Genomic DNA, 18305 nt, shown 5'->3' on the forward strand with positions numbered 1-18305 from the left:
AACCCCGAACAGTCTCACTGTGAACCTATCGTCCGTAGAGTCCGTACTTCGATGTTTTCCGGAGCCGAGAAGGAAAGTAACGGTCGCTGTCAGCGCTGTTCGGTCAGTGCTTCGACTAGCGTCTGGAGGTCTGGCACCTCAGCGGTTGGTTCGACTGAGAGGACCACGTCCGCGACGTGGTCCCGGCGGAGAAAGACCGAGTCGATACCGGCGCGCCGGGCCGCGACGATGTCCTTCTCGGAGTCACCGACGTACAGCGCCTCGTTCGCATCCAGGTCCGCCAGCGCCCGCTCGAGATAGTCCGACTCGGGCTTGCGTCGGGCCGCATCTGCGAGCGTCGGCTGTCGACCGTAGGCCGTCCTGAACCCGTCCAGATCGTAGTGTGCGAGCAGGAACTCGACCGTTGCGTGCTGGTTGTTGCTCACTATCCCGAGGGGTAGGTCTAGCTGTCCGAGCGCCGCGACATCGTCGTAGACTTGCTTGCCGCCATCCCGGACGTGGGTCTGCTGGGCGAGGCTGGCGGTCAACTCGCGGTGATGCCAGAACGCTTCCGGATCGAGTCCGTGTTCGCGGGCTGCCTCGATCGGAACGGTATCCTCGGCGACCGTCCGTCGTGCGAACGCACGGTCGATTTCGACGCCGAAGGCTCGAAACGAATCCATGACGGCATCGACAAGTACCTCGCGCTCAGTTGGCGCGACCAGCACGCCGTCGTTGTCGAAGACGACGGCATCATAGTCGCCCGCCCATCGATCACTCATGGGCTGTCAGCTCCGTTTCGGGGGGCGTTTTGTCGGTGCCGACGCTTGTCGCCAGATCGTCGACGGACTTCATCTCGAAAACGAAGTAGTCTGCCGGAATCGCCTCGACAACCGACTCGTAGTCGGGTAACGGCTCGTGCTGGTCGGTAGTGCCGTCGTTGTCGTGGAGGTGACAGACCCGGATCCGGTGGCCAAACTCCTCCACGAACGCGCGCCAGTCGTAGCCGTTGACCTTCGCGTGTCCCACGTCGAGCGTGACGCCGAGATACTGGGGTGGCACGTCGACGGTATTCCGCATCGACGCGAGATCCGCCGGCGTCGTAGTGTAGCGCCGCTTCTGCTCATTGATCGGCTGGTTTTCGAGACACAGCGGCACACCGACCAGTTGAGCGTACTCGGCACACTCCGCAAGCGAGCGTAGCGCGTTCTGTTTCGCGCGGTCGCGGACCCACTCGGGGTAGCGCTTCGGGACCGACCCACCGTGGACGACGACGGCCCCGGCCCCGGCCTCGGCAGCGTCATCGAGCGTCCGCTTGACCCGCTTGACGGAGTCCTGCCGGACCACTTCATTATAACTGCCGACGTTCCAGTCTCGGAAGGGCGCGTGGTAAGTGACACTGACGCCGTAACGGTTGGACAGTTCCCGAATCCGCTCGGGACCGGGCGTCTCCGGATGGCCCGCGAGGTACTCACGTTTGAACTCCACGTGGTCTAGTCCGAGGTCGGTAACGTAGCGCATGAACTCTTCGACGGTCTCTCCGAAGCGGATGTCCATCGCTGCGCCGACGCTCGGAGTCATCGCACCCCCCGATCGGCGCGGTACACCGGCTGGCCTGCGACGAGAGCGCTGGCGACCGTCGGTGTGGGATCACGGTCAACGAGTAGCAAGTCGGCTCGCGCCTCGACTTCGATCCGACCGCGGTCGTCGAAACCGACCGCGTCGGCGGGATTGGCGCTGACGCGGTTGACCCGCTCGGGCAGGGGTTCACCGGTGTCGACGAACGCGGCCGCGAGCAGCGACGGCGGGTGGTAGTCGGCCACGAGGGTGTCGACGACGCCGGCGTCGATGGCGTCGGCCGTCGAGAGGTTGCCCCACTGGCTCTCCCCGCGGACGAGATTGGGCGCACCCATCGCCGTGGTCATGCCGACTTCGGCGGCGCGCTCGGCCGTCTCCAGCGTGATGGGATACTCCGTGATATCTACCTCCGAGTCAGCCAGCCGCTCGACCTCCGTCGGGTCCTCATCGTCGTGGGAGGCCGTCACTGCACCGGCGTCGTGAGCGGCCCCGACGACCCGGTCGATGCGCTCGCGCAGCGTCGCCATCGAGATGTCGCTGCGTTCCTCGATCATCTCTTCCGCCTCCTCGGCCGAGCGGTCGCTGGCGTTCTCGTAGTACCGTTTGAACGCTTTGATGTCCCGGAACTGGCCCTTGCCTGGGATGTGGCTCATCACCGAGACGAGGTCGGCGTGACCGTCCTCGACGACTTCCAGCACCGCGTCGACGCATTGCTTCTGGGTGACTTCACAGCGGGCGTGCAGGCGGTGGTCCGCAAGCAGATCGTCGTCGTTGGCGATGGCCGCCGTCAACGTCGCTGCGAGTTCGGGCGAGCGGTCCTCCGCCTCGTCGCGCTCGAAGGAAATGGCGTGGAACTTCGTCGTGATACCCGCCGAGATGTTTGCACGATCGGCCGAGGCAAGCGCCATCGGTAGCGCCATTCGAGCGCCCGAACGCGGGTGGAGGTGCCTCTCGATGTCGTCGCCGTGGAGGTCGACCAGGCCGGGCATAATAAGGCGGCCGTCGGCTTCGATTACAGTATCGGCGTCGTCGTCGACGACCCCGACTTCGACGATGCGGTCGCCCTCGGTACGAACGCCGCCCTTGAGCACGGCCTCGGGCGTAACGACGCGTCCGCCAACGACGGCGACACTTTCATCGGTGGTTTGGGCGGTTGAACTCATCCGATCACCACCTCCTCGTCGTACGCCTCGGTGGGGACGACGCGCTGGAGGCGACCGTCGTCCAAGACGACCACTCGATCCGCGACGGCATCGACCACGTCCGTGTTGTGGAAGACGCCGATGACCGTCGTCTCCGAACCGAGATACGTCGAAAGGAGGTCGATCGCGGCCTGGCGGGTGTCGGGGTCGAGCGCGCTGGTCGGTTCGTCCAGCAAGAGTAGATCCGGTTTCGGCGCGAGCGCCTGTGCGAGGTTCACTCGCTGGCGCTCGCCGCCGGAGAAGGTCGCCGGGTATGCCTGCCACAACTCCTCGGGCACCGACAGCGCCGACAGCAGGTCACGAGCAGTCGACCGTGCGTCCTCGGGGTCGACCCCCTGTTCGACCAGCGGCCGAGCGACCACGTCGACCGCGGGGACCCGGGGAATCTCGTCGAGGAACTGCGAGGTGTAGCCGATGCTGTCCCCCCGGAGGTCGATGACCGTCCGGTCAGGACACGAGGCCAGATCGATGTCGCCGTCGGGACCGTGGTAGACGACCTCGCCCGAACTGGGATCGTAGGTGCGGTACAGACACTTCAACAGCGAGGACTTGCCGCTGCCGGACTCTCCGACGACAGCGAGGAACTCGCTCTCGCGGACGTCGAACGAAACATCGTCGAGGCCGACGACTTGGGTGTCGCCGAGCACGTGCATGTCGAAGGTTTTGGAGAGACCATCGACTGACAGGACTGTCATATGACTGAATTGATGAGGGTCTGGGTGTACTCGTGGTGCGGGTCTTCCATGATGCGATCGGTGAGACCGGACTCGACGATGCGGCCGTGGCGCATTACGAGCGTCCGATCGGCGAGTAGGCGGACGACGCTCAGGTCGTGTGAGACCACGATGGCGGCGACGCCTTCTTCCCGCTGGACGCGTCGGAACATGTCCAGTACGCGGGCCTGGACGCTCACGTCGAGCCCCGTGGTCGGTTCGTCCAGCACGACCAGGGCTGGGTCGGTCGCCAGCGCGCGGGCGATCTGGACGCGCCGCTGCATCCCCCCGGAGTAGGTGCTTGTGGGGTCGTCCATCCGAGCGGCCGGGACCTCCGTCTCATCGAAGAGATCCCGAATGCGCGCGCGGACATCCTCGTAGGAGCGCTGGCCGGCCGAGAGCAGTTTCTCCGCGACGTTGCCGCCGCCGGTAAACTCGAGGTTCAGGCCGTCGCGGATGTGCTGGTGGACGAGCGCGATCTCGCCCGTGCGGAGGTCATGGCGCGTTTCGTAGTCCACCTCCAGCAGATTGCCGTCGTGGCCCGCGTAGTTGACCTCGCCGGCAGTTGTAGCGTCGTCATCGCGCTCAAGCGCGAGCAGTTCTGCGAGGCTGGACTTGCCAGATCCGGACTCGCCGACGATGCCCAACACCTCCCCGGCCTCGACGCTGAGGTCGGCTTCGGCACAGGCGACAACACTTCCGCAGTGGGGACACTGATTCGTACCCGCGCGGTCACCGGTCGACTCGACACAGCGAGGACAGCCGGGTCCGTAACGCTTCTGCAAGTCGTAAGCTTCCAGCAGCGTCATTCTCTGGCACCTCCCTGTTCGGTCGCAGTTCCGGCGCCATCCGCAGCCGTGTCGGGCGTCCCCGGTCCCCAATCGACCTCCTCCTCGAGGTGATGGTCCTTCGGGAGATCGGGGTTCTTGCGGCGTTTCTCACAGAAACTCGAGTCGTTGCAGGCGTAGCGGGTCTCGAAGGCGTTGTCTCCGTCCTCGGTGGTCTCCTCTGAGACCTCGACGAGGTAGGTGTCGGTCGACCCGCAGGTGTGACAGGCCTGCTCGGGGAAGCGCTCGACGGTGAACTGCCGGTCGTCGAAGGCCAGTGGTTCGACCTCAGTGTGCGGCGGGACGGCGTAGATACGCGCCTCCCGGCCCGCAGCCAGTATCGTGAGATGGTCCGCGTGATCGAGTTTCGGCACGTCCCATCGCGGGATCGGCGAGGGGTCCATCAGATAGCGCCCGGCGACCATCGTCGGATACCGAGAGGAGATCTTAATCTCGCCGTACTCGACGATATTTTCGTAAAGGTGGACCCACATTTTCCCATAGTTCTTGTGAGCGTGTCGCCGACGGTTAGCCGCGTCCGAGGGATCGACCTTCCGCAGCGCGTCGGTGATCGGAACCTGCAACACCAGGCGCTGTTCATCGGTGAGCACCTCTTCGGGGATGCGGTGGCGACTCTGGATCAGGTCCGCCTCAGTGGTGTCAGTCGTCGTCGCTACGTCGGCGGTGTTCTCCGCCAGCCGCCGGATGTTGGCGGCGTTGACGCTCTCGTCCGCGCCCTGGTCAATCACTTTGAAGGTGTCCTCGGGACCGAGGATCGACAGTGAGGTCTGAATACCGCCGGTGCCCCACCCACGGGCCAGCGGCATTGGCCGGGAGGCATAGGGCACCTGATGGCCAGGGATGGCGACGGCTTTCAGTATCGAGCGTCGGACTTCGCGTTTGGTATGCTCGTCGAGGTACGCGTAATTGTATCCCTCCAGGCCGTCACTGTCTAGGGACTCGAGAGCGGCGTCGACGGAGTCGGTCGCGACGGGCGTGCCCCCGCCAGGCGATACGTCGTTGGTGGTGGTATGTTCAGTCATCGTCACTCGTTCCCGCGACTGCTGGGTCCGCAGGTTGTTCGTCGGTTTCGACGCGGCCGCCCTCACTCAACCCCTTGCGCTCTCGGATGGAGCGGATGCGGTCCAAGATCGACTGGAACGTGACGTAGTGGGGTAGTTTGAGGTGTTCGATGAAGCCGAAGGAGTCCATCCCGTCGACCGTGTCGAGGACGAACTCGGCGTTCTCGGCGGGTTCGTCGTCGCTATCGAGCTGGATTGAGGCGTCCAGGATGGTCATCCCGATGGCCTTGCGTTCGTTGCGGCCAAAGGTCAGGCCGTACCCGAACGCGAACTGTGGGTCTTCGCGCTTCTCGTAGACGGGGACGACCGCCTCGGACTCGGTGACCTCGGTGTAGGTGACGGTCACCTCCTCACCGGTGTACGGGTGTTCGATCTGGACGGGCAGGCGTCCGACCCGGACCTCCGCCAGCGTCGGGTGGACCTGGCCGTACCCCCGCAGTGCGGAGTAGCCCAGAGCGGTCACCGCGCCGGTCTCGCCACGGGCTAGTTCTTGGAGGACCTCGTCGCGCTCGGGCGGGTGTGTGACCGACTCCCGGGTCGTGTCATTGGGTTCGTCGACCTCCGGTTCGTCGGGTTCGTGCAACAGCCCTTCTTCCCGGAGCAGTTCCGTGACGTTGGTCAGCCGTTCGGGATCGCCCTCGTCGTCGAGATCCCACTCGGTGGTGGGGTCCTCGGAGTCACCGGCGGCGAGGTCGAAATCCAGCAGTCGCTGGGTGTAGTCCTTGGTCGCGCCGAGGATCTGGCCACCTGGGACATCCTTGAACGCCGGTGAAACTCGCCTACTGGCGATCATCTCGCCCGGATCGACTGTGGCCGTCTCGTCGAACCGTTCCAGCGTCGAGCGGTACGCCCGCAGCAGGAACGCGGACTCGACAGTGTCTCCCTGGGCCTGCTTGACCGCCAGCGCGGCCAGTCGTGGAGCGTAGAGGCCGCCCTCACTCATTGCCTGTGCAGTGAGGCGACCGAGTTGCCCCTCGATCTGATCGACGCCGATATCGTCGGAATCGTCGTCGATGCGCTGTTTCTCGAACAACTTCTCGGCGCGCTCGATGAGTTCCTCCCCGGCAGTAACCGCGACGTACCCCATTCAGACCACCTCCGTCGTTACCGACCGCGGGAGTGCGGCCACGCGATCCTCGGTGGCAAAGATGGCGTCGACGCCGCGCGGGTAGTCGGACTGGACCGCCACGAGCGCGGACAGTTCCGCCTCGGGCAGGGCCACCGACAGTGTTGCCGTCCCGTCGACACCGGGGCCCGAAAGGCTCAGCGTGGTTCCGTCGCCCGCGTCGTCGTCGAGGGTTTCGACGCGGTAGACGACGGTCGCCCCGTCGCTGGGCTCGGTCAGCGAGCCGCGCTTGCAGTCCCGCACCTCCCAATCGATGTGTTCGCGGGCGTGGACGATATCCGCCTTCCCGCACGGAGCGCGTTTGAGCCGGCCCTGATCGGTCAGGGCGGCCCGCACGGTCTCGTCGTCGGTCGCCAGCGTCACCTCGTGGTCGACGAGGGTCGCCACGACGGCGTGGTCCGCGGGCGCCGGGACGGCGTGGACGGTTCCGGGCCGACTCATCGCCTCCAGTAGCCCGTCGAACGTCTGGCGGGTGTCGTGAACGGGATCGATGCCGAGGGCCCTCACTCTTGGCCCTCCATCGTCTCGAATTCGACGGCTGTGTGTTTGCTTTGGGCCCAGTCCTGACGTCGCTGTTCGCGCTGACGGGCGGCCACGTCTTCTAGGGTGGCGACGATCGCAGGTGTCTCCTCGTGGCCCGCGGCGACAGCAGCGTCGACGATTGCGCCCGAGAGCGCGGCCCGTTCGCCCTTGCCCGGCACCATGGCAAAGCCGCGTGTCCCCTCGAGTTCGACCTCCGCGGGTGTCACCAGAACTTCGCCGAGGTTGAACGGACGACGTTCGACTGGGTCACACACCTGTTGCATCAGTAACTGTGGCCGCGGTTCTTGACGGACCGACAGCGGCGGGTCATCTTCGAGCACGTCGTTGGCGAACTGAGCGAGTGTCGCCCCCTCGCAGGAGGCGATCAGCTCGAACCGATCAGATCTATCGTGTGGATCAACCATACACTCGGTCGAAACACGTCCAAACGACTGCATAAGAATTCTCTCGGTACTCTCTATGGCTCGCTCGCCTTCGGGGTTCATTCCTTACCCCGAGATACAAAGTACAGACGAGTACGGACTATCGACTTCAGTATCGTATCGAACCGGGAAGATCGGCGCCCACTACGGACGATTCGGACTCTATACAGCCAATCGTTATTCGACCCATCTTCCAGAAATGAGTTGATGTCCGAGGAGCCGACCGACGACGGTTCAGGGGTATCGACACCGAACAACAGTCCCGATTCGGGATTGACTGGGCGACGAAAGTTCATCGCCGGCAGCGCTACGCTTGCTGCCACCGCAGGACTTTCGGGATGTTTGGGTCTCAGCAGCGGTAGTAACTCTGGTGCCGAGACCATCACGATGCTACTGACACCGGGCACGCCGGCCGACGCCCGGCGGCGGTACAAGCCGGTCCAAAACCTCCTCAACGGCGAGGTCGACGGCGTCGACATCGAGATGCAGGTCCCGACAGACTACTCGGCGATCCGACCCGCCCTCGAAAGCGAGCAGGCCGAGATCGGGATGGACGACATCACGCTCCTCTCAAAGCCCGATATCATGGACGTTTACGGGACGACTGTGACGGGCGGTTCGGCGTTCTACTTCTCGCTAATGCTGGTCCAGCCGGGATCGGATATCCAGGAACGCACTGACATCGAAGGCAAGGAGTGGGCCTTCGCCGATCGGCTCTCGACCAGCGGATCCATCTTCGCGCTGTACACGCTCCAAGAAGCGGGACTCGACATTGGCGACGCGCCGAAGGAAGACCCCGTCGACTTCGACGCGACGTTCACCGACCACGATCAGGCGCTTCAGCGTCTCGCCAACGGCGAAGCCGTCGGCGCGACCACCTGGGGCGGCAACGGTATCCCGCACCTGCCCGAGGGAACCGAGGTTCCCGACCGCGTCGACGAAAAGAGCTCCTTCCTCGACACGATGGGCACCGAGACGCCCCAGTTCGAGCCGATCTGGTGGTCGTTCCCGATTCCGAAACAGCCGATGTATGCACGCAGTAGCTGGGAGTCCGATAAGAAAGAGGAGATCGGCGAGGTGCTGCGCAACTCCGATCAGGACCTGATCGAGCAATACTACCCCGAGGACTACGACGACGAGGAACTGCCGTTTACCACGCTGAGAGACACCTCGATCGAGGACTACAAGCCGGTCATCGAGCGTATGAACACCGTTGGTATCGATCCGGCGGCCTGACCGCCCGACACCCAGTTTTCAACACAATGAGCACACTCAAAGTCGAGAACCTGTCGAAACAGTACGGGGACGTGACGGCTCTGGAAGACGTGTCCTTCGAGATAGAAGACGAGTTCGCCGTCCTGCTGGGCGAGTCCGGGGCTGGCAAGTCAACGCTACTGCGGTGTATCAATGGGCTGACCGAGCCGACCGAGGGGAGCATCTACCTTGACGACGAGGTGATCTCGAGATCGCAGACCGACATTGGTATGATCTTCCAGCAGCACAACCTCGTCGACGGTGTCTCGGCGTACCTCAACGCACTTACGGGCTCTCTCAACCGCGTCTCGATGCTCAAGAGTATGCTCCAGTGGCAGTCCCGCGAGGACAAACTCCGCGCGCTGGAGGCGCTCGAAACCGTCGGCCTCCTGGACGAGAGCCATCAACGGGTCTCCCAGATGTCTGGCGGCCAGCAGCAACGCGTCGGCATTGCCCGTGCGCTCGTTCAGGACCCGCGGTTGCTGCTGGCGGACGAGCCGGTTGCGAGCCTCGATCCCTCCAGCGCCGAGACGGTGATGGGGTATCTCCGGAAGGCTGCCAAGCAACACGACGTGACCGCGCTGGTGAGCCTCCACCAAGTCAACATCGCCGCTCACTTCGGCGACCGGTTCATCGGCCTTCGCGACGGCCAGAAACTGTTCGATGTCCGACGTGATGAACTCACGCCTGAACTGATCGACGAATTGTACGGGAGCGTCGAGACCGTCGGCTTAGCCGAGCAGGAGGATACTGTCGAGGACGCTCTCGATGCCATCGACGACGACTCCGACGACCCTGACGAGGGCGCGGTCGAAGGCGTCCAGCGAGGGATCGAAGCATGAGTACGCCGCCGTCCGAAGGAGAGTCTCTCGCGGCCTACTTTGGGTACGAGGAGACCGGCGACTCGCCGGCCGAACAGAAACTTCAGGATATGAAGCGCCGCAAGACTCGGCGGCGGCTCTGGACGCTAGCCGGGCTGATCGCTACTGGTCTGCTGTTCTACGCTAGCCTCCGCGTCATCGAGTTCAATCTCGCGGAACTGGTCGGCCAGCTCGGCCAGTTCTACGAGGCGCTGCTGGAGTACTTTCCGCCAACGACGTACTTCGGCATCCCATTTGTCGATCTGGGCGCCTACGTGAGCTTCATAATCGAAGAGAACCTGATCCTCACGGTCGAGGGAGGCCAGATCGTCTGGGGCGCGATGTTCGTCACGATGGCTGTGGCGTTCGCCGGGACAGTGCTAGGCCTGCCACTGGCGCTGTTTTTCGGCATTATGTCCAGCGAGCGGGTCATCCCATACCCGTTCAACTTCGTCTTCCGCGGGACGATGAGCCTCATCCGTGCCATCCCCGGGCTAGTGTGGTTTTTGATCCTGATTCCGCTCGCGGGCGTCACCCCCTTTACCGGCGCGCTGGCGATCATGGTCGACACCACGGGCTACTTGGGGCGGCTGTTCACCGACGAGCTCGAGGAGATCGAGGATGGCCCTATCGAGGGGATTCGCTCGACCGGGGCGAACCGATCACAGATCGTTTCCTTCGGCATGCTGAGCCAAGTGTTCCGGCAGTTCATCGCTTGGATCGCTTTCGACCTCGAACACAACGTTCGGGCCGCCATCGGCCTGGGGATCATCGGTGCCGGCGGCCTGGGGCTGGAGCTGTACATCCAGCGTCAGACGTTCAACTACACGGAGATGATGGCCTGTATCATCCTCATCTTCCTGCTGGCCGGCTCAGTCGAATTGGTCAGCCAGCGCGTCCGCTCAACCCTCCGCGATGACGACGATGTCGAGAAGTCGGGCATCATCGAGGCATTCGCCAACGCGCCGAAGAATATCCTCGCCTCGACGATGGGGCGACGCGGACAATGACCTACTACGAGGAGTACGGGCCGGACCGGACGCGCACGCTCGGGCCGGAACCGACGCTGCACGACCCCGTCTCGATCACCGAGAGCGAACTCGGTGCGTGGACCGAAGTCCGGCGGCACGTGCGACTCAACGAGTCGGTGATCGGTGACTACACCTATCTCATGGAGCGTGTCCAACTCGATTACGCCACCGTCGGGAAGTTCGGCAACGTCGCGGCCGACGCTAGGCTCGGCCCGACGAACCATCCGATCGACCGCCCGACGGCCCACCACTTCACCTACCGGGCGGCGATGTACGACCTCGGCAGCGACGACGAGTCTATCTTCGAGTGGCGGGCCGATCAGCCGGTTGAGGTCGGTCACGACGCCTGGATCGGGCACGGCGCGGTCGTCCTACCCGGGGTCACTATCGGTAACGGTGCGGTCGTTGGTGCTGGTGCCGTTGTCGCCAGGGACGTCCCCGCATATACTATCGTCGCTGGGGTCCCTGCCGAACCGATCCGCCGGCGGTTCCCCGAGGACGTGGCCGCTCGCATCGAGGCGACCGAGTGGTGGCACTGGGACCACACGACGCTGACTGAGCGACTCGACGCGTTCCGTGATCTGGAGACCTTTCTCTCGAGATACGCGCCTGCAGAGACCGATCGGGCAACCCCGGATTGACATCTCTGGACCCGTATGGAATAATCATAACAACTGGTTTTCCACCCTCGCAGTCGACCACTCGTATGAGTAGTGCTCTTCCCCCTGAGGAATAGGTAGTCCACCTCCTCGGGCACTGATCGTCGTTCCCGGCGTCGCGCTACTGGCCATCGTCGCCTTGGCGTCGTCAACTTGGTACCGACACGTATCGCCACTCGGCGACCCCAATCACGCCGAGAGACGGTGCGCTCTTTCCCGAGTGGACGCCCGACTGGGTCGCCGGTATCGACCTATGAGCACACTGAGGCTGGCTCTGTGTCATCTAGCGCTCGCTGCTCGCGAACCACAGCGGCCAGGGCCACTTACTCCGCCCGTCGATCATCCCGTCCGCGGACAGTTGGCCCGGTTCGTGTACCACGACGGAGAATTCTACCACTGTCACGAACGGCGTGGCACGCTCATGCTCGACCCGGGTGACGAGCGGACGGTCTTCGCCGACCTCGCGGTCGAACCCGAATCGCTACTGAAGCAGGAACGGCGTGCGCTCGACGTGCCGCGACGGGCGAACGCCCCCTCTCGGGAGCCGGAACGGTCGTTGCCGTTGACGAGGGTGACGGCGTCCTTACGAGTAATCGCGTCGACACGGGATCTCCGCTCGTCACGGCCGTAAGCGTGCTCGGTCCGTTCCTAACAGAGCTCGTGCTGGTCGTTCGTGGCTGGGGGTCGGTCCGCGCACCTCAAATCTCGACGTGATCCGGCTGGAGGCCGGAGTGGATTTGCACCGCCAGCTCCGCAGCGTCGACCCAGTAGTAGATCGCTCGCTCGAGCGCCCGTGTAACCGTCACCAGATGGCCGTACATGTCCGGATCGTACGCCGTCACGAGCTCGAACAGTTCGTCTAAGTCTCGGTGGACGGTCTCCTCCTCATCGCGGAGCTGTCGGTGGACCGCGAGGTCACAGTCGAACAGGATCCGCGAGAAGTACTCGTTGATCCGCGCACCTGAGGCGAAGATGTCAGCCATGCGCTCGCCAACGGTCCCGTTCGCGTCGGTGCCCTCGCGGTCGGCGACATCGGCGATGAAGCAGGCCCGATCCCCGACGATCTCGAGGTTCGTCGCGATGGTCGACAGGTCCGCTGCGACGCGGTTGCCCGGCCAGTCGGTCGTCAACGTGTACGACTTCAATTCCGCGAGGACCGCCGAGTAGCGCTCATTGGTGAGCGACTCCAGGGTCTTTGCCGAGTGCTCAACGCTCTCGCCGAGAAACGCCGCGCGGGCGGCATCGTACTGGCGCGTGGTCACTGACTCTAGGCGGTCAAGCAGTTCCAGTACCTCCGTTCCATGATCATCGATCTCCTCGTTCGAGACGATCTCCGCGACGCTGGTATTAGAGCCATATAGCTTCGAGATATGTCTCGAATTGTCGTACAGGGCCGAATCGTCGACGACGTAGCCTTTGCGTACTACGTCCGCGGCCTTGAGCTCCTGCAGCAGCTCCGAGAGGTACTGTTCGGAGATGCCGACCGTGCATGCCAGTTCCTCTTTGGTCTCGGGTGCGGTCCTGTCGATCGCTTCGACGACCTGGGCACGCGTCGCGTCACGGCCGCCCGCTCCGAGCGGGCGTTGCCATGTTCGACGGGACATACCCGCTGGTCTCGGCTCCCGATATTAGAGTTGGCCCACAGACTGTCCGGACGGCTATATATCCCCGTGACCCGATCGGACCGAATCCGCCTCAAACCATGTGTCCACCGATGGTGTTGTACTGATATATGCGTCTCACTACCAGCACGGACCAGTCATACCAAAGTTAAGGTTTTCTTGGTCAATGGCGGTCCGTGTATGGAGACACGGAAAGTCCAGCTCTCTGGGGGAACGACGTACACGATCTCGCTTCCGAAGTCATGGGCACAGGAACACGGTATCGACGCCGGGTCGGCGCTCTCGCTGTATCCCAACGGCGACGGTTCGCTATTGGTCGAGGCGGAGTCCGACCGGACGACAGAGACGCGGTCGACGATCGTGGACGTCTCGACCGACTCGGACAGCGCCATCAGACAGTGGATTCACGCGCTTCACGCCGTCGGCTTCGATACGGTGACGCTGGTCGACAGGACGGGCCACTCTACTGAGCGCCGTGAGATCGTTGAGGACACAGTCGCGAACCTCTCCGGATTCGAGTTGTTAGAGGCCGGCGACACAAAGATCCGGCTGACGAATCTCATCGACGCCGAGAACGTCGACATACGCAAGTCGACGTTGCGCCTCCGACTCGTGATGCTCGGAATGCACCGTGACGCGGTGAGTGCCGTCCTGACCGACGACGAGACGCTGGCGCAGCGCGTCATCGACCGCGACAACGAGGCCGACAAGTTGTTCGCGATGGTGACCCGCCACTTCCGGCGGGCGCTGACGAACCTCCATGAGGTCGAGAAACTCGAGTACACCCGGGACGAACTGTTCGAATACTACTACGTCAGTCGGCAGTTCGAGCGTATCGCCGATCACGCCGAGAAGATCGCTCGCTTCACCTTTGACCCCGAGGTCACGATACCGGCGAATTTCGAGGATCGGATCGATTCGCTGGCCTCGAGTTCCAGACAGATCATCAACACCGCTGCGGACGTGATTCTCGCCGACGCCGGAGTCAAGGGAGCGCAAACGGCGCTCACCGAACGGGACGAACTGACGGCAGACCTCAGTGCGCTCGATCGGGATCTCTACGCCCATGACGATCCCGCCGAGGCCTACGTAGTCGGTCTGCTGCTCAACAGTATCCGCCGAACGGGCGAGTACGGCGCGAACATCGCTGGCATTGCTATCCAGCAATGCGCCCGTGAGTGTGAGTGTCTCGATTGAGTGATCAGTTCGCGACCGTGTCCCGTCTGGAAGCCGCCGGCGCGCCGATTGGAACCACTCACAGGGATCAGCCCGGACACTTCCGCCCAAAGCGAGCTAGCGATTCCCCCACAGGCGAATGTTCTGTACTATCTATGTAGCATATGGGAATACTCATAGCAGCCGTTTTCTGTGTAATATGCTCCCTTCCAATCAGAGTCGTCCAACTCCCGGAAGCGTCAGAAGACACCACTATGTCCCAACAGAATGGAATCCCTCAAGAGAAGAACAGAGAGACCGTTGGTCACAGGCGACGAGAGGTGCTTGCGACATTCGTAACCGGAATGGGTGTGTTAGCAGGCTGTGTTTCTAGAGCACAAGAGCAAGGCCAAGAGAATATCGTCCGCCACTATTCTATCCATACACATCATATGAGAGAAGATATCCGCATACCCATTCCCAGGTCTGTCTACCAGGCGGCTCGCGAGGAAAAAGCCGCAATCCCAAACGCTGTTACCGCTGCTCAGAATAATGAATTTCTTGACGGTATTGTCCGCCGTATCATAGACTCTTCTTCCTCCCTTCCTGAGGCACTTCATGCCGTCCAATCCTTCGTTGATACTATCGACTACGCCACAGATATAGAGTCGACAGAGACTATCGAATACGTTCGCCATCCATCTGAGACGCTTGTGGACGGTGAAGGTGACTGTGAGGACAAAGCCGTTCTCCTCGCTGGACTCCTTTCTTGTCCACCTTTTAATTACAAAACAGGGCTTGTCTTCCCACCAAAACATTGTGCAACACTTGCGCCTTGGAAGCACCTCCCCACTCAATCATTTTCAGCAGACCCGCTGATTGTGACAGTGAATGGGACAGAGTTTGTATATGTTGAGTCGGTCGCGGCGGTTCCCTTAGGAAACTGGGCAGAAGACTATGGTCAGGGTCCTATTCTTGCCTCATATGTGGATTTTTGGGAAATACATGATATGAATTCGCTGATAGCATCGGCTGAGCATGCACTAGGTGATGGTTTGTTCCCGACACTTCGTGCATATACTTAGAATCTAAGTACACTATAAGAAGGTTGCTTTATGCGTAAACCCGAATCTGATCAATACAGGTGAGTTATCAGTTGCTCTCCTTCTAACCCAAAACCATGCCGATCTATACTAATTATATATATTAAACTCTTTGATATTAAAAGAATCATAGCATAGTGTCTAATTCTACAACGCGGACATTCAAGAGATATAGATTACTCAGATTGGCAGTGATGATGGCTGTCAGACTGTATCAGTTTGTAATCCTATCAGGCGGAGACACTGTCCCAGAATGGACTGTCGGCGGTCACGCCCATCTCGGTGTCCCTCAATCTTTGCGATTGTGATGGGATTCACCGTCCCTACACTGGTCCTGAATAACGAGTCGAAAATCCACCAATAGCACGGCGAGCCAGCACCAGAGCACATTCAACGGACCGGAGGAGTCGTGACTTTGAGAGGGCATCCATCTTGCCTCGCGCTACTCAATCGTCATGTTTCTCAGCAAAGGTTTCAACAAAGCCGTTTCGATGACTTCGAAGCGTTGTCGTGGACGTCCCCGCTACATCAGCGATTGCTTGCTGAGTGAGCCGATAGCCGGTTTCTTGCGTCGCGCTATAGAGACACGCTGCGGCGAATCCATGCGGATGTCTGCCGATCGTAAATCCTGCTTCCTCTGCCAGATCAGCCAACTCGAGCGCTCGGTATCGCACCTCGCATGGCACGTCGAGCTCAGTTGCGAGACGGGGAAGGATGTCCTGCGGTCGCGAGGTGGGGATCGGCAAATCCAGTTCGGTATTTATGGCGGTGTATGCACACTCCAATTGCGCTCGAGAGCATTGCGCCCCAGCGGCGATCTCGTCGCGTGTTCGTCCGAGTCTGTTGCACCGACAGACGACGTACACGCTCGCAGCTGCGATTCCCTCGAGTGATCGCCCCGAACAGAGGTTCCGATCCTGGGCGCGCCGAAACAGCGTACACGCCTGATCTCGAAGCGACGTCGATAGCTCGAGAACGCTCGCGAGTCGGCGTACTTCGCCGAGGCCGTCTGCCAGGTTCCGTTCGCGTTTCGAACGCCATTGACTGCGTCGGTGTTGACGACGGAGCCGACTGAGTTGACGACGCTTTCGCCCGGGAATCGGATTCCCTCGTGCATCGGTCCGCCAGCCGATCTCGGTCGAAAGGCCGCGATCGTGGCGACCCGCAGTGAGCGGTGCACCCGTTCGTCGTTGGCTCGTCCCATCTGTAGATGTGAACCAGTCGGGACCGTAATCAAGCAGGTCTTCCTCGACGATCAGCCCGCACTCCCGACACTGCGTTTCGTGCGTTATCGTAATGAGGGAGCCACTGCACTCCGGACACAATGTCGTCCGTTCTGTACTCGTCTCTCGATCAAATCGACCGCTATCCGAATCTGCTATAGTCATAAGTCACTCTGACGGGACGCCTCTCTGCTCGCCCCGTCACCCCTTTGGGGGCGATAAACTGGCTCGAGATCGTCGAGTGGGGAGGGAATATATCGAACTGGAACTTTCGGAGCGGGTGGCGACTAGCGAACGGACGGTATTATTCGGTTGAGTCAAAAACATACAGAAATAGGGCCCCAACGACACCGAAGAGCCCTATACCTAGCATACCGGATTGCGGAACCATCTGGCTGTAAATAAACACCCCAATCAATGCAATCACTATCAGGAGAAATTCGACCAACAGCAAATGCTTGCGTAGGTCAGAATCCATCAGTTATCTACGTAGAAATAATACTGTTATAAATTTAGTGTTCGGTCTATAACGTGAGGATGTTAAGAGCAAAGTCAATTCCGTCGGAACTGACGGACTTTTTCATTTCTCTCGAGTCATCGTATTGCACCACGCAAGCAAAGCAGTAGGAGAAAACGGACTCTATTTTCTACCTCTACCGCTAATCGTAGTGGTCGTTCTACGATCGAGCGATAACACGCACCTCGGTTCGCGTGACGAGGACGCAAAACGCTCCGACTGCGAATCTGACCTCGAGGTCATCGCTCGCCGAGTCGACGAGTTGCTCGAGCGCTTCGATATCGATCACTCGATGCAGTTGGTACGCGTCACGATCGAGTCCCTGCGCTTCGAGCGCGTCGACGATCTCGAGGAGGAGGTTTCGATCACTCATCCTCGCTCACCTCGTCGACGACGCCGATAATCCTCTCAGCCGTCGAACTGATCCGATCGAGACGTTCGAAGATGGCCTCTGGCTCGTCGCCTCGCCAGGCAGCGAGATAGAACGCAGAGCCGCTCGTATCGAGTCCGAAGTACTGTCCAACGATGTAGCCGACTGCTTCGGCCTCCAGTTCTCGTTCCGAACGGTCGGTCTCGTCCCCAGTGTCACCGTGCAACAGTGCGTGGGCGTACTCGTGGATGAGCGTCACAGCGAGATCGGCGCTGTTCTCTCGGTCCCGAACCTTCACCAGTGGTCGTTCCGCAGGGGCACGATACTGACAGACGCCCCTGGCATTGCCGTGAGGCCATTCCGCGAGAGGAATGACCACGACGTCCACCTCGAGCGATGGCGCTCCCTCGAGGAGGTGTGACGCCACCTCGTCGCCCTCTCCGATCGCTTCGGTCTCGAGTTCAGGTAGTGACTCGCCTTCCGTCTGCGAGATATCGAACACTGGTGCTGGCCGAAAGCCAACGAGTCCGTTCTTCCATTCGCTTGGATCGGTCTCGTCGTACTCACACTCGCTTCGATCGTGGTACGACAACGAGTTACCGCACTCGGGGCATTTGCTCGCGATGATCGGAGCCCAGATCCAGATCGCTTTCTCGCCTTCTGTCACGTGCCGATCGAACTCGTTTTGCCACGTTCGATAGCCGGCGATACGAGTCGCGTGCGGACACTGGAGTTTGATCAACAGCGTGTTCCGAGGGGAATAGTCGTGGAACTCGCTCTGGACGTTGAGCCACTCTCTGAACTGCTCGCTCGAGACGGCGTCGTCGACCTCCCCGACGAGTTCCTCGAGCCACGTTTCGATCGTACTGTGCATCTCGTCGTTCCGGGTGCTCGAATCGTCGAACGTTTCCCGGGGGCAACTACTCGTGCTCATGGGTAAACGGCCGTCTCGAATCGACCTCGAGAAGACCGCTGCCCGTCAGCGGGTCTCAAAAAATCGGCAGATAGTCAGCGCCGATCCGACGAGGGACTAATCTAT

20 protein-coding genes are annotated in these 18305 nt (G+C 61.4%); 7 read left to right on the forward strand and 13 right to left on the reverse strand.

The features are described from left to right. Positions 1-89: 89 nt before the first annotated feature. Genes LDH66_RS04525 through phnG form a run of 9 tightly spaced genes read right to left on the reverse strand, consistent with a single transcriptional unit; the run spans position 90 to position 7454 of the window. On the reverse strand, positions 90-761 hold the full coding sequence (locus LDH66_RS04525) for an HAD family hydrolase (RefSeq protein ID WP_226479875.1): 672 nt from the start codon (positions 759-761) through the stop codon (positions 90-92). Beyond that, the gene (locus LDH66_RS04530) at positions 754-1560 is read right to left on the reverse strand and encodes a sugar phosphate isomerase/epimerase family protein (RefSeq protein ID WP_226479876.1); all 807 of its coding nucleotides are present in this window, start codon (positions 1558-1560) and stop codon (positions 754-756) included. Before LDH66_RS04530 ends, LDH66_RS04525 begins: the two co-directional genes overlap by 8 nt. Then, positions 1557-2720: an alpha-D-ribose 1-methylphosphonate 5-triphosphate diphosphatase gene (locus tag LDH66_RS04535; RefSeq protein WP_226479877.1), complete on the reverse strand. Its 1164-nt coding sequence runs from the start codon at positions 2718-2720 to the stop codon at positions 1557-1559. Before LDH66_RS04535 ends, LDH66_RS04530 begins: the two co-directional genes overlap by 4 nt. After that, a complete protein-coding gene (locus LDH66_RS04540; RefSeq protein ID WP_226479878.1) occupies positions 2717-3454 on the reverse strand; it encodes a phosphonate C-P lyase system protein PhnL in 738 nt (245 codons plus the stop codon). Before LDH66_RS04540 ends, LDH66_RS04535 begins: the two co-directional genes overlap by 4 nt. Beyond that, complete coding sequence (locus LDH66_RS04545; protein WP_226479879.1) at positions 3451-4281, reverse strand: ATP-binding cassette domain-containing protein; 831 nt, start codon at positions 4279-4281, stop codon at positions 3451-3453. The genes LDH66_RS04540 and LDH66_RS04545 overlap by 4 nt, the downstream gene beginning before the upstream one ends. After that, positions 4278-5342, reverse strand: coding sequence for an alpha-D-ribose 1-methylphosphonate 5-phosphate C-P-lyase PhnJ (locus LDH66_RS04550; RefSeq protein ID WP_226479880.1), 1065 nt, complete (start codon positions 5340-5342; stop codon positions 4278-4280). Before LDH66_RS04550 ends, LDH66_RS04545 begins: the two co-directional genes overlap by 4 nt. After that, entirely contained in the window at positions 5335-6468 is a 1134-nt protein-coding gene (locus tag LDH66_RS04555) for a carbon-phosphorus lyase complex subunit PhnI (RefSeq protein WP_226479881.1), read from the reverse strand. The genes LDH66_RS04550 and LDH66_RS04555 overlap by 8 nt, the downstream gene beginning before the upstream one ends. After that, positions 6469-7014, reverse strand: a complete 546-nt coding sequence (gene phnH / locus LDH66_RS04560; RefSeq protein WP_226479882.1) for a phosphonate C-P lyase system protein PhnH — start codon at positions 7012-7014, stop codon at positions 6469-6471. It abuts the gene before it with no gap. Beyond that, positions 7011-7454 carry a phosphonate C-P lyase system protein PhnG gene (gene phnG, locus LDH66_RS04565; RefSeq protein ID WP_226479883.1) on the reverse strand — a complete coding sequence of 148 codons (444 nt, stop codon included), beginning with the start codon at positions 7452-7454 and terminating at the stop codon, positions 7011-7013. The genes phnH and phnG overlap by 4 nt, the downstream gene beginning before the upstream one ends. Before the next feature lie 405 nt (positions 7455-7859). On the opposite strand from phnG, the gene LDH66_RS04570 reads away from it, so the two are divergent. The 4 genes from LDH66_RS04570 to LDH66_RS04585 are packed head-to-tail and all read left to right on the forward strand — an operon-like array spanning position 7860 to position 11258. Continuing rightward, positions 7860-8708 carry a PhnD/SsuA/transferrin family substrate-binding protein gene (locus tag LDH66_RS04570; protein WP_226479884.1) on the forward strand — a complete coding sequence of 283 codons (849 nt, stop codon included), beginning with the start codon at positions 7860-7862 and terminating at the stop codon, positions 8706-8708. A 26-nt stretch (positions 8709-8734) separates the two neighbouring features. Beyond that, on the forward strand, positions 8735-9568 hold the full coding sequence (locus tag LDH66_RS04575) for a phosphonate ABC transporter ATP-binding protein (protein WP_226479885.1): 834 nt from the start codon (positions 8735-8737) through the stop codon (positions 9566-9568). After that, positions 9565-10596, forward strand: coding sequence for a phosphonate ABC transporter, permease protein PhnE (phnE, locus tag LDH66_RS04580; RefSeq protein WP_226479886.1), 1032 nt, complete (start codon positions 9565-9567; stop codon positions 10594-10596). Before LDH66_RS04575 ends, phnE begins: the two co-directional genes overlap by 4 nt. After that, entirely contained in the window at positions 10593-11258 is a 666-nt protein-coding gene (locus LDH66_RS04585; RefSeq protein ID WP_226479887.1) for a DapH/DapD/GlmU-related protein, read from the forward strand. Before phnE ends, LDH66_RS04585 begins: the two co-directional genes overlap by 4 nt. Before the next feature lie 716 nt (positions 11259-11974). Here the strand turns inward: LDH66_RS04585 and LDH66_RS04590 are convergent. Then, complete coding sequence (locus LDH66_RS04590; RefSeq protein ID WP_226479888.1) at positions 11975-12880, reverse strand: PhoU family transcriptional regulator; 906 nt, start codon at positions 12878-12880, stop codon at positions 11975-11977. A 198-nt stretch (positions 12881-13078) separates the two neighbouring features. Here LDH66_RS04590 and LDH66_RS04595 point away from each other — a divergent pair, with 198 nt between their 5' ends. The 3 genes from LDH66_RS04595 to LDH66_RS23380 all read left to right on the forward strand — a co-directional run bounded on the left by LDH66_RS04595 (position 13079) and on the right by LDH66_RS23380 (position 15464). Beyond that, the gene (locus tag LDH66_RS04595; protein WP_226479889.1) at positions 13079-14095 is read left to right on the forward strand and encodes a phosphate signaling complex PhoU family protein; all 1017 of its coding nucleotides are present in this window, start codon (positions 13079-13081) and stop codon (positions 14093-14095) included. Between the two features lie 410 nt (positions 14096-14505). Beyond that, positions 14506-15138, forward strand: coding sequence for a transglutaminase-like domain-containing protein (locus tag LDH66_RS04600; protein WP_226479890.1), 633 nt, complete (start codon positions 14506-14508; stop codon positions 15136-15138). A 155-nt stretch (positions 15139-15293) separates the two neighbouring features. Beyond that, positions 15294-15464, forward strand: a complete 171-nt coding sequence (locus LDH66_RS23380) for a DUF8059 family membrane protein (protein ID WP_484549482.1) — start codon at positions 15294-15296, stop codon at positions 15462-15464. Positions 15465-15602: 138 nt separating this feature from the next. Here LDH66_RS23380 and LDH66_RS04605 read toward each other — a convergent pair whose 3' ends face one another. From LDH66_RS04605 to LDH66_RS04615, 3 genes are all read right to left on the reverse strand, one after another. Then, positions 15603-16544 carry a transcription initiation factor IIB gene (locus LDH66_RS04605; protein ID WP_226479891.1) on the reverse strand — a complete coding sequence of 314 codons (942 nt, stop codon included), beginning with the start codon at positions 16542-16544 and terminating at the stop codon, positions 15603-15605. 512 nt (positions 16545-17056) lie between these two features. Then, a complete protein-coding gene (locus LDH66_RS04610) occupies positions 17057-17269 on the reverse strand; it encodes a HalOD1 output domain-containing protein (protein WP_226479892.1) in 213 nt (70 codons plus the stop codon). Next, complete coding sequence (locus LDH66_RS04615; RefSeq protein ID WP_226479893.1) at positions 17262-18200, reverse strand: ArdC-like ssDNA-binding domain-containing protein; 939 nt, start codon at positions 18198-18200, stop codon at positions 17262-17264. The genes LDH66_RS04610 and LDH66_RS04615 overlap by 8 nt, the downstream gene beginning before the upstream one ends. Between the last annotated feature and the right edge of the window lie 105 nt (positions 18201-18305).

It is taken from the genome of Natrinema amylolyticum, assembly GCF_020515625.1.
GTDB classification, from domain to species: Archaea; Halobacteriota; Halobacteria; order Halobacteriales; family Natrialbaceae; genus Natrinema; species Natrinema amylolyticum.